The following is a 24,770-nucleotide window of genomic DNA, read 5'->3' as shown; positions in this document are numbered from 1 at the left end:
TATCCGTTTTCTTAATGCGCCAACTGCTTGCGGCGGGTCGGCGTCCGTCGTTGCAGATCTCGCCAACCTTCGATCGAACCGAGTTGCCAGCCGGTCGCCCAGATCCAACGGGCGAGTTGATCGCGATTGCGGACCCGGCGGATTCGCAGCAGATGCTTGGCGAATTCGACTGGAGTGTCGGGGGCATCCTGGGCCGGCCAGTGACGCGCCTTCACCCCGACGAAACTCCGGCCCCAACGGCGGGCTTGGGCGAAGGCCGCGCGGACCGTCGGGCGCCATCGGACATGGACCACCGCATCCGGGACAAATTGGAGTGAATACCCGGCCCGTTGCAACCGCACGCAATAATCGGTGTCCTCCAGTGCCGGCAGATTTTCATCGAACCCGCCGATCTCGTCGTGGGCCATCCTGCGGACGCCGAGACTTCCGCCTCCCGCGTAGGCGTAAGGACCGAGCAATCCTTTGTCGATCCCATGGGCCTGCGGTTCGGAGTGGCAACGGGTGATCCAGTGCCGGTTGAGTTTGCGGAAGTCGAAGCGGCAGGCGACGCACGGATGTTCCTTCAGCGCATCGGCCATCGCCTGCAAGTGTCCCGGGGCGACCACGTCGTCGGCATCGCAGAAGACCAACGAACGGCCCCGGGCGATCCGGGCACCCCGGTTGCGGGCGTGGGCCGCCCCCCGTTGATCCGGAGCGGTGATGACGAACAACGCCGGGAAATCGGCGGAGAACGATTTGGCGAGGGCGATGGTTCGGTCGCTCGATCCGTTGTCGACGACGATGACCTCCCATGAGCCGGTGAACTCCTGGGCGGCCAGCGCCCGCAGTTGTTCGGCGAGCGTGGGGGCGGCGTTGTAACAAGGGATGATGACGCTGAGATCCATGGATGATCAAGCATACCCAAACCGGCACTCCGTTCTCAATCGGCGGTTGGCTGCTCCACTGGTCGGGAAAACCAGTAAGGACACTCCTGCCCCCAGCGTGGCACACATTCCTGTCTGTGGAGGATGGAAGAGGACAGGCAGGAATGCCTGTGTCACGGTTCTGCTTTCTCCGGCAACAGGTTCGCCCATTCCGCCCATTCTTCGGTGCGGCGCATCCCTTCCTCCAAAGCGAACCGGGGGCGGTAGCCGAGCTTCGTCGCCGCTTTTTGAATACTTGGACGCGTTCGCATCGTGCCGAGGTCGATCTGCGTTCGGTCGGGCCAATGAATCGGCTTGTTTGGTGGAAGCGGCGGGGCACCGTCGAGCCACCGTTGGCGGAGCGCGCGTAACCCGGGTGTTCCCAACGGGCGACAATTGACCAAGGCCGAACGGATCGTCGGGTGGGCTTGGAGTTTCTCCACCACCCGGCGGACGAGCGGGGGCGACAGACGATTCCACCAGGCGCGCCGGTAACAGGTGTTGGCCGAAAGGCAAACCGTCGAGCGAATGCCGAGCATTCGTTCGTAATGCCCGAAAAACTCCTTCCACGTGACCGGCTTTTCCGAAGCGATCAGAAACGTTTCGCCGGTTACGCCGTCGCGGGTGGCGGCGAGGATCAGGGCCTCGACCAGGTCGTCGACGTAAACGCAATTGCAGAGTCCGCCCCCGTCGCCGATCAGGACCACCCGCCCGGTCGATAGCCATTCGAATGGATAAACGGTCCACCCGCCGTGCGGACCGTAAACGATGCCGGGCTGGAGGATCACCACCGGCAATCCGTCTCGGCGGGCCCGGGTGATGAGACGTTCCTCGGCTTCCCGTTTGCCGCGGGAATAGGCGTCGTGCCACCGGCGCTTCGGTTCGGTTTCGTCGATCACGCCGTCACGAGTTTTTCCATACGCGGCCAAACTCCCGATGTGGACCAGTCGCCCGACCCGTTCGGCGGCGACCGCGTCGGCGATTGCTTCGACCCCGCGGACGTTGGTCTCCCATTGCGCGCGGGCGTCGCCCCGGTTTCCGTAAACGCAGTCGAAAACGACGGCACATCCTTGGACCGCCCGCCGGACGGCTTCGGGATCGGTGGTGGAGCCCTGAATCATTTCAACCGGAAACCGGGCGATCCGGCTGGCCCGCCCGAAGTCGCGGACCAACGCCCGCACCTTGGCCCCTTGTTCGAGGAAAAGCTTCTCCACCAACCTCCCGCCGATGAATCCGGTGGCGCCGGTGACCAGGACCGTTTTCCCCCTCAAGGGAGGATCGGCGACCATGGGAATAGCGTCATTGGAATTTGGCGACAACATTAATTTCGGCGGTTCGAGTTCAGCGTGAGACCCACGGAAGTTCAAGGGTATGACGGCGTGTGTAACACTCCTCGATCAGCGCGATCGTTCGCCGTCCGGCATTCCCGTCGGCCGACGGAGGGCGGTGGTTCGTCACGGCTTCGGCCCAATCGTCGATCTGCGCCCGCAGCAATTGCGGAAACGTTTCCGGCTCGTCGGGAGCGGCGTCCGCCTCGGCGATGTTTCCATCGAGACGCAACCCGCAATCGCGCAGAACGATTTTGCAGGAAGGTCGGTCGAGGCGAACTTCAAGGGTGGCGGACTCGCATTTGAGAAAAATCCGTTGCTTTAAATTGCAGGTGCGGCTCAAGCGGACCGAGCCGCTGCATCCGTCTTTGGTGGCGAGACGCGTGAGACTGTCGGCCTCGACTCCGCCGCAGTTGTCGTCGAAATGATCTGTGACCGAGAGCGGACCGAGCCACCAGCCGAGCAGATCGAGCAGGTGGGGGCCGAGATCGATGAGGACACCGCCTCCCGCTTTTTCGCGATGGAACAAGTAGTCGGAGGCGAGCGGCCAGGAGAAGATCCATCCGTTTTCGGCCTGGAAGGAACGGACGCGGCCGAAAGTTCGGGAGGCAATCAAGTGTTTGGCCAACCGGGCCGCGCGGGCGAAGCGGCAGACGAAGCCGATGCCGAGAGTCGTCCCATGGTCGCGGGAAGCCCGGAGGATTTCGTCGCACTCGGCGACGTTGAGGGCCATCGGCTTTTCGAGCAGGACCGGGATTTTCCGGCGCAACAAATCGACGGCGACCGGGGCATGTAGATGATTGGGAACCGCGACGATCGCCGCGTCGACGCCGCCGCCGGCGGAAGCTTCGATGGCGGTCGGATTGTCCGCGGTGCCGGGAATCTGCCATTGATCCGCGAGGCGGCGGGTCCGATCGCGGTCGGGGTCGACGAGGAGGGTGACCGAGGCCCGTTCGGAATCGCGGATGGCCGGAAGGTAGCCATGTTCCGCCAACGCTCCGCAACCGATCAAGGCCAACCGAACCGGCGACGACGGATGGATCGCCGACGGACGGGTCGAGGCGTCGCTCGATGATTCTGTTCGAATGCCAGCCATGAATGGTGCTCTTCATTCTAAAAGAGCGTCAACCGGTCAGCAATCGGGCGATCCATGGATCGCTCCGTGGGGAAAAGGAGCCTTGGAAAAAGTGGCGGGGCCGTCCCGGGGCCGTGTGTCTGAACGGTCCAGCGAGCGCTTCCGTCGGAGGGGGTAGCCACTGCGCGGAAGCGGGACGCTCCCCCCACTTTGGTGGAGGAGGCTTTTCAAACCGCGACGGCGCGAGTAGGGTTTTTCTATGAAACTCTTGGGTTCATGCCGGTTGCCGGGCCAAATCGGAGGGTTGGCTTCCAGCCGACCTTCTCCTTCTGAAACCGACGTCGACGGCGGACGGCAGGATGCCATCCCTCCCAGTGGCGGGGAATATGTCTCCGTAGTCGGGTTGGCTCCGCCGCCCGACAGCAGCGGCCGAAGATGGCTGGCCGAAAGTTCGATGTCATCCGTGGTCGATGAGATCGATTGGCTCCCACGTTTCGGACACCAAACGGTGGGGCGGCAAAGCCATCCCCACTACATTAAACGGCTCTGTTATGCCGTATTGTTCCCCCAACGCGGCCCGGGACTTTGCTTCCATGAATGATCAGAGCGATTCCATTCAGCCTTCGAGCGGACGGTTGTTCGTCGCGATTTCCTTGCCTGATTACGTGATCGAGGCGGTGGAACGATTGCGGGCCCGGACCGGCAATCCGGCGGGCGTAAATTGGACCGCTTCGGATAAATTGCATCTGACGCTGGCGTTCATGGGAGAGGTCGAACCGGAGCGGCAGGAGGCGTTGTTGAAACTGTTGCCGGAGGTGAAGGTCCATCCGTTCTTCTTGGCTCTCGAAGGAATCGGAGTTTTTCCGCGCAAGGGCCGTCCGCAAGTGCTTTGGGCCGGGTTGGCTCCGGCGGATCCTTTGTTGTTTCAACTCCATGGGAAAATCGAACAGGTCCTGCTCGACCTCGGCTTCGAGCCGGAACGCCGCCGTTATCAACCGCACGTGACCATCGCTCGGTGCGGTCCCGGAGCGGGTCCGGCGGTGGCGGCGCTCTTAAAAAAGGAGACCGATTTCGGAACGGCTCCGTTCCGGGTGGAGAGTTTCTCGCTGTTTTCCAGCCGACTCACCAGCCGAGGGTCGGTTTACTCCCGGTTGCGGGAGGTGCCCCTCGGCGAGGGGTAGGGATCCTGCATGAACGCCGACGGTAGGGCGGTGAGTGATCGCTTTTCAGGGTAGTGGGGTTGGCTTCGCCGCCCCATCTCCGGGGTGTCCGGTGCGTCGGAGACGATTCACCCCGCCCGCGACGTGGGCTATCAAGCTCGGTTTGATCGTCCCGGCCGCTGCTGTCGGGCGGCGGAGCCAACCCGACTACGGACAGAGGGCGGTGACGTGCGAGGAATGATTTGACCGGCGGGGCGGGTTTCCGCTCAATGGTCGGCTTCGATTGATTTCTCCTTTTTTATGAAAAACTTTCGCGTCAGCCGATCACCGTTGGGGTCTCCGCCGTTGGGGACCCGCCTTCCGGGCAGCGTCCATTCCGTGACGTGCAGCATCCCGACGATGCGGGATGTGATCGGCTATGAGGAGAAAGATCCGGAGACGGTGCGGGCGATGACCACCGGGTATCCCCGTTTCGTCACCCATTTTTATATCCACCAACTGGCGGATCAGTGGCGGAGCCGGTTTGGTCTCGACGGGCGGCGTTTGTTTTTCACCGCTTCTCCGGAAATCGCCCGGCAGGCAGTCGAGTTCGGGGAAGAGCCGGCGGCGGGCATCGTCGAGGAAAACGGACTTTGGGCGGTGCATCTGCCGGCGGCTTCTCCCGCTGTGGCCAAGGTCACGGCTTTCATGCAACATACCGGCGGGGGCATTTCGTCGCGGTTGGCGGAACGACGGTTGCTCGACCTCGGTTTGATCCCGGCGGCGGAGGAGGAAGAGTTGGCCGGGGCGGAGGTCGCCGAGACGGAGATTCGGCGGGAGATGGCCGGGTTGTTCGGGGCGCCGGAAGAAAACGTATTTCTCGCTTCGAGCGGGATGAACGCCTTTTACGCGGTTTTCCGCGCCCTGCATCTTCATCAACAACAACAGGGGCGCGACGAGTGGGTCCAGCTCGGCTGGCTTTATGTCGACACGATCGAGATCCTCCGGAAGTTCACCGGCGGGCGGCATCATTTGCTGACCGATGTGTTTAATCTGGAAAAACTGGATACATTGCTCCGGGAACGGGGCGGACGGATCGCCGGGATCGTGACCGAAGCCCCCACCAATCCGTTGATCCAGATGCCCGATTTGGAGCGGTTGCGGGAGTTGGCCTTGCGCCATGGAATTCCCTTGGTGGTCGATCCGACTTTGGCGTCGCCTTACAACATCGACGTCCTTCCGTTTTGCGACGTGGCGGTGAACAGTCTGACCAAATACGCCGCCAACGAAGGGGACGTGATGATGGGGGCACTGGTCCTCAATCCCGATTCCGCGTGGACCGAGAAACTCCGGGGCACGGTGGCCGGGGGATTGATCCCGCCTTACATCGGCGAGTTGCGGCGGTTGGCGGTGGAGCTCCGGGATTACCGTCCGGTGATGGAGAAGATCAACGCCAACACCGTGGCTCTGACCGCATTCCTCGAAGGCCATCCGTCGGTGGAGCGGGTTTACGGCGCGTATTCGGGGGCGGGCGGGAAAAACTACGCCGCGCGGGCCCGCCGGGAGGGAGCGCCGGGCGGGGTGATCAGCATTCTACTCCGAAAACCGGTCGCGGAGTTCTACGACCGGGTGCGACTGCCCAAAGGTCCGAGTTTCGGGGCGCGCTTTACGATTTTGTGTCCCTTCATTTATCTCGCCCATTACAATCTCGTCACCACGGAAGAAGGACGGCGGGAGTTGCGGGCGCATAACCTTCATCCCGAATTGCTCCGCATCTCCGTCGGCGCCGAAGAGGCCGACGCGATCATCGATCTTTTCGCGGAAGCTTTGTAACCATTTACCAAATACCAAAATCATCATGCGCTACGACCACCGCCGCACCAAAATTGTTTTCACCATCGGACCCGCCACCGAGAGCGACGAAATGCTCGACCGTTTGTTGGCGGCCGGGGTGGACATTTGTCGGATCAACATGGCCCATGCCACCGCCGATTGGACCCGGACCATCGTTCGCCGGATCCGGGCCGCCAGCGAGCGGGCGGGACGGGAGATCGGGATCATGATGGATGTGAAAGGCCCGGAAGTGCGGACCGGCGACGTCGATTCGCCGTTCGAATTGACCCCGGGCGAAGTCTTCGATTTCACGGTGCGGCCGGAAACGAAAGGGGAGAGCGGCGAGGAAGTCCGGTCGGTCGACGTCAATTACCGGGACCTGGTCAACGATATCCAGGTTGGGGATACGGTGTTGGTCGACAACGGGGTGATCCGGATGGAGGTTCTGGAGAAGAACCATGCCCGAATTCGTTGCCGGGTGTTGACCGCCGGGACGCTCGGGAGCCGCCGTCACATCAACCTGCCCGGGGTGCGGGTGAATTTGCCGCCGTTGACCGAGAAGGACCGGGCCGACGTGAAGGTGGCGGTTGAGGAAGGAATCGATTTCATCGCGCTCTCGTTCGTGCGGGACAAATCGGACATCGTTCTGTTGCGCGAATATCTGGAGGAATTGAAATCGGAGGCGGCGATCATCGCCAAGATCGAAGACCAGCAGGCGATTCGGAATCTGGACGAAATCATTGTCGCCTCCGACTGCCTCATGGTGGCCCGGGGGGATCTCGGCATCGAGTGTCCTTACGAGGAGTTGCCGATCATCCAGCGGCGGGCGGTGAAAACCTGCCTGCGGGTCGGTCGACCGGTGATCATTGCGACCCACATGCTTGAATCGATGATCCATGCGCCGATGCCGACCCGGGCGGAGATCACCGACGTGGCCAACGCCGTTTACGAGCAAGGCGATTGCGTGATGTTGTCGGGCGAAACGACGGTCGGGGTTTATCCGCTCGAGTGCGTGGAAGTCCTCGACCGGGTGGCCCGGCGGATCGAGCGCTCCGGCGGCGCCGGATTCGCCGAGGATTTGGAGCTCGGTTCGGACAAAGCGAAGATGTTACGGGCGGCCGTGGTGATGGCGGACGAATTGGAAAGCGCCGGATTGCTGGTCTTCACCCGGCGCGGTTTCATGGCGCAGGTCATTTCCGCGCTCCGGCCGCACAAGTCGCCGATTTTCGCCTTCACCAATTCGATGATGGTGCGGCGGCAGTTGACCCTGCTCTGGGGGGTCGAGCCGTTCTTGCTCGATTTGAAATCCGACCCGGAGGAAACCATTCAAGCGGCGATCGCGGTATTGAAGAGTCGAAACCGGATCAAGAAGGACGACCGGTTGGTGGTCGTCAGCAACCTTCTCGCCTCGGAACGCCTGGTCGACAGCGTGCAAATGCGGGTGGTCTGAGGCGAAATTCGAATGACGAATTATGAAGGGCGAGGGGGGCGGAAGTCCGCGCGGAGGATCATTTTCAAGTTGAAGAAATTGATGCCGGCGTGGAGGAGGATCGGGAAGAGGAGGGAGCCGCTCCAGAGGTAAAGCCAGCCGAGGAGGAGGCCGACTGCGAAGGCGAAGAACGGCCAGGAAATCCATTTGCGGTTGGGCGGGACGTGGAACAAACCGAAAATCAGCGACGAGATCCAAAGGCCGGTCTCGTGCATCAGCCATCCGCGAAAAAGGAGCTCCTCGCCGATCCCGCTGGCCAGGGCGACCATCAAGATTTGGGCGGTGTTGAGGTTTCCGAGTAAGCGGCGGATGTCGCGCACGCCGTGCCGCAATGTCGCGAACCAACGGTAGGCCCAGCGGCTGAGCAGATGGACGCCGAGGATCAGACCGACGGTGACGGCGGTGGCGGCGAGCCAGTTTGTTCCGGGTGAGGCGAGGGGAGGGAAGGCGAACGTGTCGGCCCGCCACCAGATGAGCCCGAGGGCGACGACCGCCATTGCCAGGTAAAACAGGCTGATCATCCGCGTCGTCTCACGCTCGCGCGAACCAATCCCGCCTTCCGACCGGCCATCCATCATGGGCTGATTTCCCGGCTCTTTCTTATTCGTGTCTATTCGTGTTTACCCTAAAAACAGTTATTAGCCGCGAAGAATCGCAAAATACTCAAAAAAGAGCGTTAACTGAAGGAAAGCTTGGTTCACCGGAGGATCGATTTTCTCAGATCCGTGTGATCTTTTTTTCCTATTCTTGAGCCTTTTGTGCTTTTTCGCGGCGATCTCAATTGCAGAACTCAGCAGATCAGGCTTTCGAAGTCGTCGAAGTTGGCGGTGAAGCCGCCGGGGATTCCTTTGGCCACCACCGAGATGGCGTCGTGGGAATGGAGCGATTCGAGGTGGGAGCAGGCGACCTCGAAATCGTGGATCCGGGGATCGGCGTCGAGTTGTTCGAAAAGGAGGCGGGCGGCGTCCTCGACGAATTTCATCGAGGCTCCGTTCAGTTCGGCGAAGGCCTGTTCGTCCTCCCGTTTCACCATCACCTGGGTCTCGGTCTGGAGCGCCCGGAGGCAATGCTGGTGGATGTCCTCGATGGAAAGTTTGGCTCCCGGCGCGAGTTGGGCGACCACCCGGGCCTTGCTCCGCTGGGAGTGCGGAATGGCGTAGATCGAACGGACATCTCGGGCGTGTTCCGCCAGTTCCGCCGAACAAGGGCAGGCGGAGGAATAGACGAAATCGAAATAGATGAACGTCCGGAGTCGGTTTTCCCGGTCGATCGTCCCCTCGAAGGCGCATTGGTAATATTGGTAGCCTTCGAGCCCGCTGCGGAGACTCTTTTGCAGCGTCGGATAGGAGAAGTGGAGTTTGATCCGGGCCTCGAAGCTGCCGAGCGACTTCTTGTAGTAGGTGAGGATCTCTTCCAGGAGGCCGAGGGTGAAGACCTCGTCCTTGTGTTCGTAGAAGGAGCGCATGATCCGGGACATGTTGATCCCCTTCATGTTGGCTTCCAGCGAAACGGTGCCGGTGACGCTGGTTTCGAGAGTCACCGGAGGGCCGTCCGGCGTTTCGTAGCGGAGCGGCAGGCGGAAGTTGGAAATGCCGACCTGCTGGATGCCGACCCGGGCGCCCTGGATGGCGGTGTCGGTGGCGTTTTGCATGTCGGGCAGGCTCTCCCGGTAATCGGGTGTGACCGAAAAGTCCGGATCGTATTCCCGGCTGAGCGGGAGGCCGTATCCGTCCTCTGTCTCGTGGAGATAAAGTTTTTTCTTGGTCGAATTCATCGTTCGCTGGTCGCCCGGGGCGATCTCAAAAGCCGGCACCGCCCCGGTATTCCGCGGAGTTGTTTTCGGTTTCGCGCAAGCGGACCGAGTGAAGCCTACCGTGCCGGATTCGCGGCTCAAGCTGATTCCAAAAGGCAATAACGAGGTTCTCGGTGGTCGGGATCACGCCTTGCATGAAGTCGACGTCCGAGTTGAAGTTCTTGTGGTCGCATTTCAGCACGATTTCCTCATGGATGATCCGTTTGAGGTCCCCCAGGTCGAAGGTGTAACCCGTTTCCGGATCGGGTTCTCCGACTACCGACACCTCCAGGATGTAATTGTGCCCATGCCAATGGTTATTGTTGCAAACGCCGTAGCGTTCGAGGTTCCAGTTTTCCGGCTTGTCGGGATTGTGGAGGCGGTGGGCGGCGCAGAATTGCACCCGCCGGGTCACCATCACTTCGCCCTTGAGCGGACGAACCGAAGGCTTGGCCGATTGCGGACCTGGTTGTTGGCTTGTCACTGACATAAAGGGGGAGTGTTACGCAAGAAAGCGCACCGGTCAACCGCGCGGACCGCCCAAAGTGGCGGAGGCGTCCCGCATCCGCGCCGATCCAAGTTCCTTTCTCCACCGCGCGCGGACCGCCCAAAGTGGCGGGGGCGTCCCGCCTCAGCGCCGATCCCAAGCTCCCTGATGCTTTGCCAACCCACGGAGGCGTCCCGCCTTCGCCACTTTGGCCTCGCCGTCGAGGCGAGGCCTATTCCGCGAACGCCAACGGCGTTCCGTCCTCCAGCCCAGGGTTGCGCGGCACGCGCTACCCTGGGGATCCGCCCCCGGACGATTCAACCCCGAAGGCGGTTGCGCCCGGAAGACGACCGAACACCCCCCGAGCGGGCGGAACCGCGTTGCGGTTTACGAGAATGCACACGCGGCCCCCAGGGTAGGCTTCGTTGCACTCGGCTCAACCCGGGGCTGGAGGGCGAAAGCCCGTTGGGCTAAAGAAACCGCCGATTTCCCCGGCATCGGGGAATTGTCCCGGAGGCGTCCCGCCTCCGCGCCGATCTAAAGGTTCCTTTCTCCACCGCGCGGACCGCCCAAAGTGGCGGGGGCGTCCGCCTCCGTGCCGATCCCAAGTTCCCTGTCGCTTTGCAACACACGGGGGCGTCTCGCCTCCGCCACTTTGGCCTCGCCGTCGAGGCGAGGCCTATTCCGCGAACGCCAACGGCGTTCCGTCCTCCAGCCCAGGGTTGCGCGGCACGCGCTACCCTGGGGATCCGCCCCCGCACGATTCAACCCCGAAGGCGGTTGCGCCCGGAAGACGACCGAACACCCCCCCGAGCGGGCGGAACCGCGTTGCGGTTCATGAGAACGCACACGCGGATCCCAGGGTAGGCCTCGTTGCACTCGGCTCAACCCTGGGCTGGAGGGCGAAAGCCCGTTGGGCTAAAGAAACCGCCGATTTCCCCGGCATCGGGGAATTGTGCCGGGGGCGTCCCGCCTCCGCGCCGATCTAAAGGTTCCTTTCTCCACCGCGCGGACCGCCCAAAGTGGCGGGGGCGTCCGCCTCCGTGCCGATCCCAAGTTCCCCTTTTCCTTCTCCAACACACGGATGCGTCCCGCCTCCCCCACGTTCCGAACGATCCGCCGTTGACAAACTGATCAAACGATCACTCATTTCTGAGATGCACGAGGAACCAATGCCGCCGTCGATCCGGGGCCGAGGGGCGGCGTTGAACCTGCCCAACCGGTTCGAACCGATGCGGGTGGAACTCGATCCGGAGGAAGCGGCCACCCCGGGGAAACCGCCGACCTCTTTTCTCCGCGATGGTTCGGAGTCGGTAATCACCCGGAATAACAGTCCGGACATCGGTTTCAACACGAGTCTGAATCCTTACCGGGGGTGCGAGCATGGCTGCATCTATTGTTACGCCCGGCCGACTCACGAGTATCTCGGATTTTCGGCGGGCATCGATTTCGAGTCGCGGATCATGGTCAAGGAACGGGCCCCGGAGCTGCTTCGCAAGGAGCTTTCCGCCCGGAAATGGGAACCGCAGGTTTTGGTGATGAGTGGGGTGACCGATCCCTACCAGCCGGTGGAGAAGAAGCTCGGCCTTACCCGGCGTTGTCTGGAGGTTCTGGCGGAATTCCGGAATCCGGTCGGGCTGATCACGAAAAATCATTTGATCACCCGCGACGTCGACTTGCTGGGGGAAATGGCCCGGCATCGCTTGGCGGTAGTCAACATCTCCGTGACCAGCCTCAAGCCGGAGTTGACCGCCATCCTGGAGCCGCGGACCTCCCGTCCGGAACTCCGCCTCCGGGCGATCCGGCTCCTCGCGGACGCCGGGGTGCCGGTCAACGTGATGGTGGCTCCCGTGGTCCCCGGTCTGACCGACGAGGAAATACCGGCGATCTTGAGCGCCGCCGCCGAAGCCGGGGCTCGCACCGCCGCCTTCACGATGGTCCGGCTTCCCTACGGGGTGGCCCCGCTTTTTGAAGATTGGCTGGAGCGTCATTTTCCGGGAAAGAAGGAGAAGATCCTCGACCGGATCCGTCGGATGCGGGGAGGAAAACTCAACGATTCGACCTTCGGCACGCGGATGCGCGGGGAGGGGATCTTCGCCGAGCAAACCAGGCAGATATTCAAGATCAGCGCCCGCCGGGCCGGGTTGAATCAACCCTCGCCGGAGTTGCGGACCGATCTCTTCCGCGTCCCTGGCCGCGCCGAACAGTTGGACCTTTGGGGCTGACGGAAGTCATCGAGCGAAAACTCGATGCTACCTGTAGCATACCGGCTTTCGCCGGATGTTCCATCGGCGTCAGTCTGCCGTAGTCGGGTTGGCTCCGCCGCCCGACCGCAGCGGGCGGGACCGTTCCAAATCGAAGTGTGACGTCGGTCGTCGCGGTCGGGGTGTTGGGTTTTCCGGGCGTTTCGGACGTCACAAGATGGGGTGGCGAAGCCAACCCCACTACTTACTTCGACCAGGCGGAATCCGTACAAAAAAAAACAGGTTTCCGATGCAGAACAGCGGTGTTTCGTCGTCCTCTGACCCCTACTCATTTCAGATCTACGTGATCGGCGCGATTTTGAAACGGTTGCGGAAACCTTGAAATCACTATCGCCCGCTTCCCCCGAAATGCAACCGGGTGAAACAGTTTTTTCCGAAAAAAGAGGGTCAACACGATCCTCCGCCCGAGAAAACCTCTCCTCGACAGCCGGGGCTGGTTGCGTAGCGTAGGTCGGGATGAAAAACCGCTTTTACAGCGACTTCGATTTGGAAACGTTCGACGGAAATCGGGAGGTCGATTATCGGACTCCGTTTCAAATCGACCGCGACCGGATCCTCTACACGGCCGCGTTCCGGCGGCTGCAAAACAAGACGCAGGTTTTCCTCGCGGGCGAATACGACTTTTACCGGACCCGCCTGACCCATTCCCTGGAGGTCGCCCAGATCGGGCGGTCGATCTGCCATTTTCTCCAGGAAAAGGAGTCGGTCCTCGAAGATGACTTTTTCATCGACGCCGATCTGGTCGAATCGATCTGCCTCACCCACGACCTCGGACATCCGCCCTTCGGCCACGCCGGGGAACGGGCGCTCAACCGCTTGATGAGCGACCACGGCGGTTTCGAGGGGAACGCCCAGACTTTGCGGATCGTCACCGAGACGATTTACTCGGGCCACGGGCGGGAGCGGGGGATGAATCCGTCGCGAGGGTTCATGGATGGCATTCTCAAGTACAAGAGCCTCCACCGGGAGCTCGACGATCCGGACAACCATTTCATTTACGACGAGCAGGAACGCTACCTCGCCTTCGTCTTCGGCGACGACACCGCTTATCGCCAACTCGAGGCCGGAAAGCCCCGCAACGGTTTCCGCAGTATCGAATGCCAGGTGATGGATTGGGCCGACGACACCGCTTATTCGCTCAACGACATCGTCGACGGCATCCGCGCCCGCTTCCTGACCCTCGAAAACGTCGAGGCCTGGGCGGCCGAGCGCCCGCTGAACGCGCGGCAACAGGCCCACGTCGAATACTTGCTGAAAGCGATGCGCGACGACGCGATCGAAGGGCGGTTCGGACGGAAAATCGGGCAATTCATCCAGGCCTGCCGTCTGGTGGAACGCCCAAAGAACTTCATGAGCGACCGCACCAACCGCTACCGGTTCGCTCTCGCCGTCGACGAGGTCGTGCGGGAGGAGGCCGATCTCTATTCCGCTCTGGCCCGGGAGCTGGTCTTCTGGTCCCCGAAATTGCGTCACCTCGAATACAAAGGGGACTTCATCTTGAAGCGGATGTTCGAGGTCTTGAGCGAATGTCACGCCGACCCCTCGCAGAAAGGCGGGATCAATTTCCTCTCCGCCGACCTCACTCGCCAACTGGCCTCCTGCGAGACCGAACGTCAGCGGATGCGGCTCCTCTGCGACTTCCTCGCCGGGATGACCGACAACTACGCGGTCCGTTTTTACAAACGTCTCTTCAGTCCGGATTTCGGTTTGATGAATCTCTGACGCGCCGCGCGATCCAGGGTCATGGTTCCCCCCGCCGCGCTCCGACGGCGCTCCCAGCGGCGAGGATCGCCACCAGAATTCCCATCGCGAGTTGGCTCAAGGTCACCGTCATGAATTCGCTGAACCCGAGGGCGAAGGGGGAGACCACCAGCCACAGCCCGATGATGAAATTCACCCAGATCAACGCGGGTTTCCGGAGCGGTTTGATCACTCCAAAGAGGGCGACGAGCAGCATCAGGACCCCGGCCGCGACGCTGTTCCACATCGCCAGTTCCAGCTCCGTGAACGCCATGGCGAACGGCGCGAGAATCAACCAGATGGCGATCAGCATGTTCACCCAGTTCGCGACCCGAAATTCTTCTTTTACCCCAGCCATCCCCCAAGATATCCGCCCCTTCGCCCCGCCGCAATCGGCCCGGCGAATTTCGCGAATCGCACTTTCCGCGATTTTTTTCCTAATAACAACCAGCCGCCATTCGTTTCCTCATTGAACGGACCGGATCGGCCAGTTTCCGAGCACGCAAATTTTTTTAACCACGAATGGACACGAATAGACACGAATGGATGGGAATAAAGAATGTCTTGGAATCAGTTCGAAGAGTCATTCGTGTCCATTCGTGTCCATTCGTGATTAACCGGCCGCAACTTTTTCACGGATGAACGATGAATCCAATTCAGAGGATGCCGAATGGCTGCGGGGCGTCGTCGACCGGTACGCCGCGCCGCTCTTGCGTTACGCCACGTCGATCCTGCGGGACCGCGACGTGGCCCGCGACGTGGTCCAGGAGACATTCGTTCGCCTCTGGCGCGAACCGCGTCCCGCGCTGGAAGGGCGCCTCGAAGCCTGGCTGTTCCGGGTTTGCCGCAACCGGGCCATTGACCATCGCAGAAAGGAATCCCGCATGACTCCACTCGAACCACGTTCCGTCGACGCCCCGTCCGACGAAGGGAAAACCCCCGCCGGGGCCGCCGAATGCCGCGACTCCCACGAACGCCTGCTCCGTTTCATGGAGTCGCTCCCGGAAAACCAACGCGACGTGGTCCGACTGAAATTCCAGCACGGACTCAGTTACAAGGAAATCGCCGACGTCACCGAGCTCTCGGTCGGCAACGTTGGCTTCCTTCTTCACACCGCCCTCAAAACCCTCCGGACCCGCCTCACCGCCGCCGGGGATTGAGATCTCATCTCCAAACTTTGGATACCGATGAATATTTCTCCAGATGATCCCAGACTCACCGCCTTCGCCCTCGGCGAAATCGACGATCCCGTCGAAGCGGGCGAGATCGAAGCAGCCGTCGCCGCCTCCCCTGAACTCCAGAAGGAGGTCGAGGCGATCCGCGCCTCCGCCATCGAGCTCGAAGAATTGCTGGCGGCCGAACCGTCGGCCGATTTGTCCGCCGCCGAAAAAGCGACGATCCACGCCGCCGCCACCGCTATCGGCGGAGGCGGAGAGGGAGGCGGAGGTGAACCCCGCACCGAACACCCGGCCCAGACCGATCGTCCATGGTTTTCGTGGCCGTGGTTGAGCGCCGCCGCGGCGGTGATTTTGGTCGGGTTTCTGTTGTTTCCGGTGATGATGCCGGAACGGGAGGGCGAATTTCAGATCGTCAGCGCTCCCGGCGAAGCCGACTCTGCCGAAGCCGCTCCGGAACCGATGATCGCCCGCGAAGATTCCGTCGCCGCTTCCCCAGCCCCGGCGCGACCGAGTTCGGATCCAAGACCGCGTCTCCGTCCCGAACCGTCGGAGGCCCCGGCTCTCGCCCAAGCCATGACCGACGATTATCGGGAAGCGGGGAGAATCGCACCTTCTCTCCGAACCCGCGAACAACCCGCTTTCGCGACGGCGGAGCCGTTGTTGGAGCGGGGCTTCGCGGCACCGTCGTTCGATTTTCACCCGAGGCCATGGCCGACTCCGGCTCCTCCCGAATGGCCGGGGACGGCCGTTCCCTGGAATCTCGACGCCTACGATCCGATTGAGGAAACCGGTTTCCGTTCGCCGACAGTTGCCCCGTTGTCGACCTTCTCGATCGACGTCGACACCGCCGCGTATCCGCAGGTCCGCGCGATGCTCAACCGCGGCCAACTCCCCCCGGCGAGCGCGGTTCGGTTGGAGGAGATGATTAACTATTTCCCTTACGAAGAGGACGCGCCCCCGGTGCTGTCGCCCGAGGAGGGCGGAGATCCATTCGCCATTCATCTCCAGCAGGCCGTCGCTCCCTGGGCGCCCGAACACCGGCTCCTCCGCGTGGCGTTGAAAGGCTACGAACTTCCGTGGAATCAGCGTCCGCCGTCCAACCTGGTTTTCCTGATCGACGTATCCGGGTCGATGAACCGTCCCAACCGGTTGCCGCTGGTGAAGGAAGCGCTCGGTCTGCTGGTCGACCGGCTCGACCAGCGCGACCGGGTCGGGATCGTGGTTTACGCCGGTTCGGCGTCGATCACGCTCCCCTCGACCACCGCCAACAACACCGAAACCATCCGTCACGCCATCGATCAACTGGTCGCCTCCGGCTCCACCCATGCGAGCGAGGGGATCCAACGGGCCTACGAGATGGCGCGGAAACACTTCATCGAAGGGGGGAACAACCGGGTGATCCTCTGCACCGACGGCGACTTCAACGTCGGCATCACTGACCGGGGCGAGCTCGGCGAATTCGTCGCCCGCCAGGCCGCAAAAGGGATTTCGCTGACGGTTCTCGGCTTTGGCATGGGGAACTACAAGGACAACATGTTGGAAACACTTTCGAACAAAGGTAAAGGAGTTTATGGATACATCGACACCTCGGCCGAATCCCGCAAGTTTTTTCTCCAGCAACTGACCGGCAATCTCTTCAGCATCGCCCATGACGTCAAAATCCAAGTCGAATTCAATCCCGCCGAGGTGGCCGGGTATCGCCTGATCGGATACGAAAACCGGATGCTCAATGCCGAAGATTTTAACGACGACGCCAAGCCGGCAGGGTCAATCGGACCCGGGCATACGGTGGTCGCATTTTATGAGATCATTCCCCCGGCCGCAGCTGAAGGATCCCTGCCGGAGGTCGACCCGTTGCGTTACCAGACGCTGGTGCGCCCGGCCCCGGTCGCCGCCGACGGAGAACTGGCCACGGTGAAGGTGCGTTACAAGCGCCCCGGGGAAGAGGAAAGCCGGTTGATCGTCGAATATCTGATAGCCGGTGAGCCGAAGCCGTTTGAAGAGGCGAACGCCGATTTCCGATTCGGCGCGGCGGTCGCCGCCTTCGGCATGCGCCTCCGCGCCTCGGAGCACGTCGGTGATTTCGAGTGGAAAGAGATCCGCGCCATCGCCCTCGACGCTCTCGGCCGCGACCCCGGCGGGCACCGCGCCGAATTCGTTACTGTGATCGACCGCGCGGCCCGCCTCGCCGGCGAGGAATAGGCTTTCGCCGTTGCGAACCCGGCGAAGATGAAGGAGCGGCGCGCTTCAGCCGCCGTCGTTTGGATCGGCTTACGCTCTGGAACCCACGACGGCATTGCTCCGTATCACTCCCGGTAGCATCCCGGCTTTCGCCGGATGTCCGTCGGAGTCCGTCTGCCGTTGTCAGGATGGCTCTGCCTGTCTCCGCCGCCCGACGGTCTTCGGCTAAAGCACGAAGCTCCCCTTACGCTCTGGAACTCCACGACGACGTTGCTCCGTGTAACTCCGGTTGTAGCATCCCGGCTTTCGCCGGATGTCCATCGGCGTCCGTCTGCCGTCGTCAGGATGGATCTGCCTGTCTCCGCCGCCCGACGGTCTTCGGCTAAAGCACGAAGCTCCGCTTACGCTCTGGAACTCCACGACGACGTTGCTCCGTGTAACTCCGGTTGTAGCATCCCGGCTTTCGCCGGATGTCCGTCGGAGTCCGTCTGCCGTTGTCAGGATGGCTCCGCCTGTCTCCGCCGCCCGACGGTCTTCGGCTGAAGCAGGAAGCTCCGGCTTACGCTCTGGAACCCCCCGACGACGTTGCTCCGCGTAACTCCGGTTGTAGCATCCCGGCTTTCGCCGGATGTCCATCGGCGTCCGTCTGCCGTTGTCAGGATGGCTCTGCCTGTCTCCGCCGCCCGACGGTCTTCGGCTGAAGCACGAAGCTCCGCCTTACGCTCTGGACTCCCCAGGCGGCGACGTTGCTCCGCATAACTCCGATTGTAGCATCCCGGCTTTCGCCGGATGTCCGTCGGCGTCCGTCTGCCGTCGTCGGGATGGCTCCGCCGCCCGACGGTCTTCGGCTAAAGCACGAAGCTCCGCCTTACGCTCTGGACTCCCCAGGCGGCGACGTTGCTCCGCGTAACTCCGGTTGTAGCATCCCGGCTTTCGCCGGATGTCCGTCAGCGTCCGTCTGCCGTCGTCGGGATGGCTCCGCCGCCCGACGGTCTTCGGCTGAAGCACGAAGCTCCGGCTTACGCTCCGGAACCCCACGACGACGTTGCTCCGCATCACTCCGGTTGTAGCATCCCGGCTTTCGCCGGATGTCCGTCGGCGTCCGTCTGCCGCAATCGGGATGGCTCAGCCTGCCTCCGCCGCCCGACGGTCTTCGGCTAAAGCACGAAGCTCCAGCATATGCTCGGGAACCCCACGGCGACATTGCTCCGCGTAACTCCGGTTGTAGCATCCCGGCTTTCGCCGGATGTCCGTCGGCGTCCGTCTGCCGTTGTTAGGACGGCTCCGTCTGATGTTCTTCGCCAACCCGACAAAACTCGATGATCGCTTTTTCAAAAAAGACCTTGCTGGTGATCGTTTGTTCATCTTTTATCAAACGTAAGGAACTTTTCAACAATAGGTCCTTTTAAACGAGAAAGCCGCGGGAAAGCAGTCTCTCCCGCGGCTTGGAACCAGAAGTTTGGCCGAAGCCTCCTTCCCAGTGTCGCAGCCGCGAAGGTAGACCAGGCCGGACGAAATTGAAAGCAAAATGCCGTGAGCTCCGGACTGCCGGAGCGGGCGGCTTGAAAGGATATTGAACGATGAGTTATGCAATCAGAATCATCCGGGCCAAACCAAACCCGGCGGGAAAGGCGGGAGCCGGCGAAAGTCCGGCCCCCGCGACCCTTCTCGGCGAATGGGTCGACCTCCAGAATACGGGAACCCGCCCGTTGCCGGCCTCGAGTCTCCACTTGGCCGACGCCACCTTTGATGCCGAAGGAGCCATCCAGGAGGCGACCCGGGTTTATTGGAAGGAGACGGGAGGGCCATTGCGTCCCGGCGAAATCCTCCGGGTGCATGCCGGGAGGGCAAAGGATGCCGAGGCGATGGCCGCCATCGACCGGGCCGGGGTCCATTACCACGCCTACACCGAATCCGATCGGTTCGTCTTGAACACCGAGTTTGGCGATCACCTGAGCGTTTGGTGGAAGACCCCCGAAGGGAAATGGCACCAGGCCGACAAGGCCTCCTATGATCCGCATCCCCCGGTGGATAAAATCCTCCGGCGAAACGGGGAGAAATTAGGGTAGCCCAACGATCCCTTGGAGGGACGCCGCGAAACGGCGTTCCTCCCACGACCCACGACCCGCGGCCGTCCCCCGGCGCGGCGTCCCGTCCGATCCGCTAACCGCTAACTCTTCCGCAATACCCGGAGAGGCCCGGCGGTTTTCGCGGCGCGGATGCCGAGGTTGCGGGCGGTCACCAACTCCGGTTCCACCGGTTGGCAGGAACCGTCGCCTCCGGCCAGCGTCGCCGGACCATAGGGCGAACCGCCGATGCCGTCGGTGGTCATGATCTGCGGGTTTTGACCATACGGAGTGCCGATGAAAATCATCCCGAGATGGAGCAACGGCACCAGGGAAGTCAGGATGGTGCTTTCCTGTCCCCCGTGGATAGTCGCGGTGCTGGTGAAGATCCCGGTTATCTTGTCTTCGAGGTCGCCGCCCTGCCACAGCGGCCCGGTGGTGTCGATGAACTGCTTCATCTGGGCGGTCATGTTGCCGTAGCGGGTCGGAGTCCCCCAGAGAATGCCGTCGGCCCACCGCAGATCGTCGTGATTGACCTCCGGAATCTCGGACTGCTTTTCGAGGGCTTGTTTGTAGCCCTCCTGTCCCGACAGCGCCTTCTTCGCTTCCTCCAATTCGGGAATCCGCCGGAGCCGCACCTCGGCCCCCTCGCTCTCAGCACCGGCGGCGACTTCCTTCGCCATCCGGAAGGTGTGGCCATAGGTGCTGTAGTAAACGACGAGAATTTTTACCGGTTGATCGCTCATCCTCCAAGGATACCCGGAGAGGCGTCGATCGGCAAATTTGAACGTGGTCCACAGCCAAGAGGAATGACACACCCCACCATGCTCGCGCATGGTCCCCCCCTCTCAAGAGCAAAAATCCGGGCTGCGCCCGGGGAACAACATGGAATGAAACTTCCTCGCCACTGGGAGGGATGGCATCCTGCCGTCCGCCGTCGGCGTCGTTTCAGGGTGAGGTCGGCTGGAAGCCAACCCTCCGATTTAGCCTCGCAAACCGCATGAACGCTTAACGTTTCATAGAAGAAGGGGATCTGCCTACACAAAGTTCCCCTCTAGAGAGCGGTGGGGTGTGTCCCTTCAGCGCGAAAAGCAACCAACCCAACTCCGACTCAACCGAACAGATCGCCCTGGTCCGGTCCGGTCAGCCCCTTCAGTCCGATCGCTTCGTAACCGCGGGGGGTGAGCGTCCTCCCCTGGGGAGTGCGCTGGAGATAACCCTCCTGGATCAAAAACGGTTCGTGGACCTCTTCCAGCGTTTCGGTCTCTTCGCCGACCGCGACGGCGATGGTGCCGAGTCCGACCGGTCCTCCTTTGTAATTGCGGGCCATGACGCCAAGGATCCGTTTGTCCATCTCGTCGAGGCCGCGGGCGTCGATCTCGAGGAGCTCGAGGGCGTCGGTGGCGACCGGACGGGTGATTTTCCCGTCGGCCCGTTCTTCGGCGAAGTCGCGCACGAAATGGATCAGGTTGTTGACCACCCGGGGGGTGCCGCGGGCCCGGGCGGCGATTTCGGCGGCGCCGTCGGCGTCGATCTCGACCCCGAGAAGGTGGCAACTGCGGAAGATGATGGTGATCAAATCCTCCTTCGAGTAGTAATCGAGGCGGGTTTGGAGGGTGAAGCGGCTCCGGAGCGGGGCGGTCAGCAAGCCGCTCCGGGTGGTGGCGCCGACGAGGGTGAAGCGGGGGATGGTGAGCCGGACGCTCCGGGCGTTTGGTCCCTGGTCGATCAGGATGTCGATGCAGTAATCCTCCATTGCCGAGTAGAGGTATTCCTCGACGGTTTTCGACATCCGGTGGATTTCATCGATGAAAAGGATGTCGCCCTCTTCGAGGTTGGTGAGGAGGCCGGCGAGATCGGCGGGACGTTCGACCACCGGGCCGGAGGTGATCCGGACGTTTTTCCCCATCTCGTGGCCGAGGATCAAGGCGAGGGTGGTTTTGCCGAGACCCGGCGGACCGCTGAGCAGGATGTGGTTGAGCGGATCCTCCCGGCGGCGAGCGGCCCCGACCATCACCTTGAGCCGTTCGATCGATTTCTTTTGGCCGGTGAAGTCGTCGAAACCGGACGGGCGCAAGGCGGCTTCGACCGCGCTGGGCGGGGCCGAGAGAACGTCTTTGATGTAATTGCCTCCCTTGGCTGACGGATCGCTCATCGGTTGCCATCAAAGGGGGCGGGATTCGGGGGCACAAGCCCATTTGTCGTTGGTCGGGTGAAACGGGCGGAACGGGGACCGGGAAATTTTTTCGGAAAACCCCGGAATAGTCGCTTGACTTGGAAGGGTCAGATTCTAAGGTTGATACTTTCCTTTTGGAGGAACCCTTTCGGGGGGTAGTAGCTCAGTTGGTTAGAGCGCCTGCCTGTCACGCAGGAGGTCGCGGGTTCGAGTCCCGTCTATCCCGCCATTTTTTCATGGTGTAGAGAAGCCGGCCACAGGTCGGTTTCTTTGTGTACGGCCTCGGCGAAGGAGCGCGGGGAAAAGTCTTGAACCGCAGATGGGTGCAGATGGGCGCGGATCTTGTGAGGCTGTGGGTTATTAACTGTGCACCACGTGAATGAAAACGGTGCCAGATTCTTCGTCGTAAAGGAGAATGCCCCAGTTGTTTCCTCTGTCGTCTGCCGGGATTTCATAACCGCGACCGGAAGAAACCTCGTCCCTCCAGCAGGATGGAGCACGAGGGGAGGGACGAAAGTAGTCAAACCGCTCAAGATCCCATGAAACGCCGTCTTGCGGGAAGGGCACCCTCCGGTAATCCTGGGAGTAGTTCTTGGGCGTCACGCCCTGAAGACTGGGCGAAGAAGAAAGGAATTGTTCGACTTCCGTCGCGTCGGTTCGAAAAGTCAAACGCGACTCCCCGGAGAAGAGTCCGAGCGATCTTTCAAAATGGATGGTCGTGGCGGATGCGGGAAGATCCGCAAGGCGTGCGGCATGAAGGATGTCAGCGATTTTGGTGCTCGGAAGCGCCGCATATCCGACGTAGACCGCCAATAGCAAAGAGGGCGCCATCAGGAAGGCAGTCCAACAAAGCCGATTCTTGATGAGGGATCGAAAAATCGTCCAGAAAACGAACTGGGCGCCGAGGAGAAGCAAAAGAAAGATACCCAGACCGAAGGAAGCAAAGAGCAACATTGGGATGCTCCCGAAATGAACGGCGATCAGGAGAACGATAAGCAGGATGTTGAGCGATGTCGGCAACCGAGGGAACGCGGGCGATTCGTCAGTCATACTCTGGAAAGTGGCGACCTTAATCATTCTTTTCAAGACGGGTATTTGTGTCGATTGGTTTCCATGATTCTGTCCAGAAGCACCTCTCCACAACTTATCCCATTCAGGACAAAATCATTGCCGGCAAAATCATTGCGGCTCAGACCTTGGACCAGTCACATCCGACAAGACTTGGCTCCGCAATCAACTCGACGTAACCAACCGTTTCCCCCGCCATTAGTGTTCATTCGTGGTTAAAACTCCCCTTAAACCGCCCGCTTCGCTCAAGAACGCCAAGGACACGAAGGTAAAAACGAAAGAACCAAGAACAAGAACCGGAAGGCGCTGGGCGCGCGACGAATACTGATCCTTCTGACTTGACTGACGGATTGACTAAAACTTGACTTACGGCCGTGGCCTACGAACCGAAATTCACGATCACGCCCCGTCTGTTATCGCTGGTGGAAGCGATTGCCGCGTTGCGGGAGCGGATTCTGGGGGCGACCATCGAGCTTTTGTGGATCCCGGCGTTGCAAAAGGACACGCGGACCCGCAACGGCCACGCCTCCACCGCCATCGAGGGAAACCCGTTGACGTTGGAGCAGGTGCGCGCGCTGGAGGAAGGCCGCGAACCGGTCGCCTCCGATCCCCGCTCGAACCGGGAGGTGTTGAACTATTTCGCGGGGTTGCGATACATCGAAAAGCACGCCCGCAAGAAGACCATCCGCCATGAGGATTTGTTTGAGTTGCACCGCCTGCTGGCCGACAAGGTGATGGATCAGGGCACGGCGGGCAGCTACCGAACGATCCAGGTGCGGGTGGGACGGCATTTTCCGCCGGCCGCCGCCGATGTTTCCGGGCTGATGTTCGAACTGCTGGAGTGGTGGAACAAGAAGGCGGTGGAGCTTTCGCCGGTCCTGAGTTCGGCGATCCTGCACTACCAGTTCGAGCACATCCACCCGTTCGCCGATGGCAACGGCCGCACCGGGCGGGCGCTCGCGCTCTGGGAGCTTTACCGTCGCGGTTTCGACAGCCATCACATTTTCTCGGTGGACGAATATTATTGGGAAGACCGTCCCGGTTACTACGCGGCGCTGGATGCCGTGCGCGTGGCCGGAGAGGATCTCACCGGCTGGCTCTTATATTGCGCCGAAGGACTGCGCCAGACCTTGGAACGCGTTTGGCTGCGGGTGCAGGCATTGCAAGGGAGATCCTCCGAAAAGCTCGTGCTGCGTCCGAAACAGGAACGCCTGCTCCGACTGTTGCGCGATCATGGCAGCATGTCGCCTTCAGAAATCTGGGCCGCCCTCGCGATCTCCCGCCAAGGCGCGATGGATCTCCTGCGCCCACTGCTGGATGCCGGTATGGTTGAAAAAGTCGGCGGCAAGAAGACCGGTAAATACTCCCTCAAACACCCATGAACAAGGCGGAAATGGCAGGGCGAAACTCGTTACCGTGTCCTTGTCGGTCGGCGGATTAACCATATCCGCCCACGTTATAAGATACGGGTCATCCGCTCCCCCCGATTAGTGTCTATTCGTGTTCATTAGTGGTTAAACCTCCCCTCGACATACTCTGGTCATCTTGACTTTTGCGATGCTGCATTGCAGCTTTACTGTATGCCTGTAATACTGCCTGTAAGTAAACGTGGGACGGTGACGTTGCCTCCCGATCTCCGGTCCAAGTTGGGTCTGGACCGGCTGGAGAACCCGATGCTTCTTGCTGAGGAAAGGGACGGCAAACTGTTTCTAGAGCCGGCCACGGCGGTCCCTGTGCGCGATCTCCCCGAGGCCACGATTCGCGGGTGGATTGCTGAAGATGAGAAGGCCATGGAGGCGTTCAAGAATGTTCGGAAGCCGAAGAAGCGGAAGTGAGGTTGTTTCTGGACACCAGTGTTCTTCTGTCTGCATCCGGTTCAGCCAAAGGAGCGAGCCCACAGCCGTTTTTCAAACACGGAATACACGGAACACACGGAGGAACCAAGAACCAAGAACATCGGCTCCGCCGATTTCCCATGGCTGCCGGAACGCGCTGGCCCCGCGACGAGTTACTGATTCTCCCAATCCTTAAGACGCACCCACGAAAGGAGGC

Annotated in this window: 21 protein-coding genes and 1 tRNA gene; 12 read left to right on the top strand and 10 right to left on the bottom strand. The window is 61.4% G+C overall.

Translation table 11 applies throughout. The annotated features are described in order from the left end of the window. Positions 1-11: 11 nt before the first annotated feature. The 3 genes from ACWUI2_RS04925 to ACWUI2_RS04915 form a co-directional block, all read right to left on the bottom strand. Complete coding sequence (locus ACWUI2_RS04925) at positions 12-884, bottom strand: glycosyltransferase family 2 protein (protein WP_486981752.1); 873 nt, start codon at positions 882-884, stop codon at positions 12-14. Between the two features lie 152 nt (positions 885-1,036). After that, positions 1,037-2,191 carry an NAD-dependent epimerase/dehydratase family protein gene (locus tag ACWUI2_RS04920; protein ID WP_486981751.1) on the bottom strand — a complete coding sequence of 385 codons (1,155 nt, stop codon included), beginning with the start codon at positions 2,189-2,191 and terminating at the stop codon, positions 1,037-1,039. 52 nt (positions 2,192-2,243) lie between these two features. Continuing rightward, a complete protein-coding gene (locus ACWUI2_RS04915; protein ID WP_486981750.1) occupies positions 2,244-3,326 on the bottom strand; it encodes a Gfo/Idh/MocA family protein in 1,083 nt (360 codons plus the stop codon). 238 nt (positions 3,327-3,564) lie between these two features. Here ACWUI2_RS04915 and ACWUI2_RS04910 point away from each other — a divergent pair, with 238 nt between their 5' ends. The 4 genes from ACWUI2_RS04910 to pyk all read left to right on the top strand — a co-directional run bounded on the left by ACWUI2_RS04910 (position 3,565) and on the right by pyk (position 7,727). Next, complete coding sequence (locus tag ACWUI2_RS04910) at positions 3,565-3,906, top strand: hypothetical protein (RefSeq protein WP_486981749.1); 342 nt, start codon at positions 3,565-3,567, stop codon at positions 3,904-3,906. Beyond that, positions 3,899-4,486, top strand: a complete 588-nt coding sequence (gene thpR, locus ACWUI2_RS04905) for an RNA 2',3'-cyclic phosphodiesterase (protein WP_486981748.1) — start codon at positions 3,899-3,901, stop codon at positions 4,484-4,486. The genes ACWUI2_RS04910 and thpR overlap by 8 nt, the downstream gene beginning before the upstream one ends. 279 nt (positions 4,487-4,765) lie before the next feature. Further along, complete coding sequence (locus ACWUI2_RS04900; protein ID WP_486981747.1) at positions 4,766-6,277, top strand: PLP-dependent transferase; 1,512 nt, start codon at positions 4,766-4,768, stop codon at positions 6,275-6,277. A gap of 25 nt (positions 6,278-6,302) precedes the next feature. Further along, the gene (pyk, locus tag ACWUI2_RS04895; protein WP_486981746.1) at positions 6,303-7,727 is read left to right on the top strand and encodes a pyruvate kinase; all 1,425 of its coding nucleotides are present in this window, start codon (positions 6,303-6,305) and stop codon (positions 7,725-7,727) included. 20 nt (positions 7,728-7,747) lie between these two features. Here pyk and ACWUI2_RS04890 read toward each other — a convergent pair whose 3' ends face one another. The 3 genes from ACWUI2_RS04890 to ACWUI2_RS04880 all read right to left on the bottom strand — a co-directional run bounded on the left by ACWUI2_RS04890 (position 7,748) and on the right by ACWUI2_RS04880 (position 10,048). Beyond that, positions 7,748-8,287, bottom strand: coding sequence for a CPBP family intramembrane glutamic endopeptidase (locus tag ACWUI2_RS04890; protein WP_486981745.1), 540 nt, complete (start codon positions 8,285-8,287; stop codon positions 7,748-7,750). Between the two features lie 269 nt (positions 8,288-8,556). Next, entirely contained in the window at positions 8,557-9,540 is a 984-nt protein-coding gene (folE2, locus tag ACWUI2_RS04885; RefSeq protein WP_486981744.1) for a GTP cyclohydrolase FolE2, read from the bottom strand. 25 nt (positions 9,541-9,565) lie between these two features. After that, positions 9,566-10,048 (bottom strand): 6-pyruvoyl trahydropterin synthase family protein, encoded by a 483-nt coding sequence (locus ACWUI2_RS04880; protein WP_486981743.1) that lies wholly within the window; start codon positions 10,046-10,048, stop codon positions 9,566-9,568. Between the two features lie 1,154 nt (positions 10,049-11,202). Between ACWUI2_RS04880 and ACWUI2_RS04875 the strand changes: the two genes are divergently transcribed. Together ACWUI2_RS04875 and dgt are read left to right on the top strand one after the other, a co-directional pair. Continuing rightward, positions 11,203-12,270 carry a PA0069 family radical SAM protein gene (locus ACWUI2_RS04875; protein ID WP_486981742.1) on the top strand — a complete coding sequence of 356 codons (1,068 nt, stop codon included), beginning with the start codon at positions 11,203-11,205 and terminating at the stop codon, positions 12,268-12,270. 495 nt (positions 12,271-12,765) lie between these two features. Then, positions 12,766-14,031, top strand: coding sequence for a dGTP triphosphohydrolase (dgt, locus tag ACWUI2_RS04870; protein ID WP_486981741.1), 1,266 nt, complete (start codon positions 12,766-12,768; stop codon positions 14,029-14,031). Between the two features lie 19 nt (positions 14,032-14,050). Here dgt and ACWUI2_RS04865 read toward each other — a convergent pair whose 3' ends face one another. Beyond that, positions 14,051-14,407, bottom strand: a complete 357-nt coding sequence (locus tag ACWUI2_RS04865) for an SPW repeat protein (RefSeq protein ID WP_486981740.1) — start codon at positions 14,405-14,407, stop codon at positions 14,051-14,053. Between the two features lie 280 nt (positions 14,408-14,687). Here ACWUI2_RS04865 and ACWUI2_RS04860 point away from each other — a divergent pair, with 280 nt between their 5' ends. The 3 genes from ACWUI2_RS04860 (at position 14,688) to ACWUI2_RS04850 (ending at position 19,477) form a co-directional block, all read left to right on the top strand. After that, on the top strand, positions 14,688-15,209 hold the full coding sequence (locus tag ACWUI2_RS04860) for an RNA polymerase sigma factor (RefSeq protein WP_486981739.1): 522 nt from the start codon (positions 14,688-14,690) through the stop codon (positions 15,207-15,209). Between the two features lie 27 nt (positions 15,210-15,236). After that, entirely contained in the window at positions 15,237-17,429 is a 2,193-nt protein-coding gene (locus ACWUI2_RS04855; RefSeq protein ID WP_486981738.1) for a YfbK domain-containing protein, read from the top strand. 1,559 nt (positions 17,430-18,988) lie between these two features. Next, positions 18,989-19,477, top strand: coding sequence for a hypothetical protein (locus tag ACWUI2_RS04850; protein WP_486981737.1), 489 nt, complete (start codon positions 18,989-18,991; stop codon positions 19,475-19,477). Positions 19,478-19,578: 101 nt separating this feature from the next. Here ACWUI2_RS04850 and wrbA read toward each other — a convergent pair whose 3' ends face one another. Continuing rightward, on the bottom strand, positions 19,579-20,220 hold the full coding sequence (gene wrbA / locus ACWUI2_RS04845) for an NAD(P)H:quinone oxidoreductase (protein WP_486981736.1): 642 nt from the start codon (positions 20,218-20,220) through the stop codon (positions 19,579-19,581). A 365-nt stretch (positions 20,221-20,585) separates the two neighbouring features. After that, the gene (gene ruvB, locus ACWUI2_RS04840; protein WP_486981735.1) at positions 20,586-21,629 is read right to left on the bottom strand and encodes a Holliday junction branch migration DNA helicase RuvB; all 1,044 of its coding nucleotides are present in this window, start codon (positions 21,627-21,629) and stop codon (positions 20,586-20,588) included. A 173-nt stretch (positions 21,630-21,802) separates the two neighbouring features. On the opposite strand from ruvB, the gene ACWUI2_RS04835 reads away from it, so the two are divergent. After that, a tRNA-Asp gene (locus ACWUI2_RS04835) sits at positions 21,803-21,879 on the top strand. Between the two features lie 131 nt (positions 21,880-22,010). Here the strand turns inward: ACWUI2_RS04835 and ACWUI2_RS04830 are convergent. Beyond that, positions 22,011-22,700 carry a hypothetical protein gene (locus tag ACWUI2_RS04830; protein ID WP_486981734.1) on the bottom strand — a complete coding sequence of 230 codons (690 nt, stop codon included), beginning with the start codon at positions 22,698-22,700 and terminating at the stop codon, positions 22,011-22,013. Between the two features lie 392 nt (positions 22,701-23,092). Between ACWUI2_RS04830 and ACWUI2_RS04825 the strand changes: the two genes are divergently transcribed. Then, positions 23,093-24,100 (top strand): Fic family protein, encoded by a 1,008-nt coding sequence (locus tag ACWUI2_RS04825; RefSeq protein ID WP_486981733.1) that lies wholly within the window; start codon positions 23,093-23,095, stop codon positions 24,098-24,100. A gap of 240 nt (positions 24,101-24,340) precedes the next feature. Continuing rightward, positions 24,341-24,553: a hypothetical protein gene (locus ACWUI2_RS04820; RefSeq protein ID WP_486981732.1), complete on the top strand. Its 213-nt coding sequence runs from the start codon at positions 24,341-24,343 to the stop codon at positions 24,551-24,553. The last annotated feature ends 217 nt before the right edge of the window (positions 24,554-24,770 follow it).

It is taken from the genome of Verruconatronum alginivorum, assembly GCF_056590205.1.
Note: the sequence above shows the minus strand (reverse complement) of the source record. Positions and strands in the feature narration are given on the sequence as shown.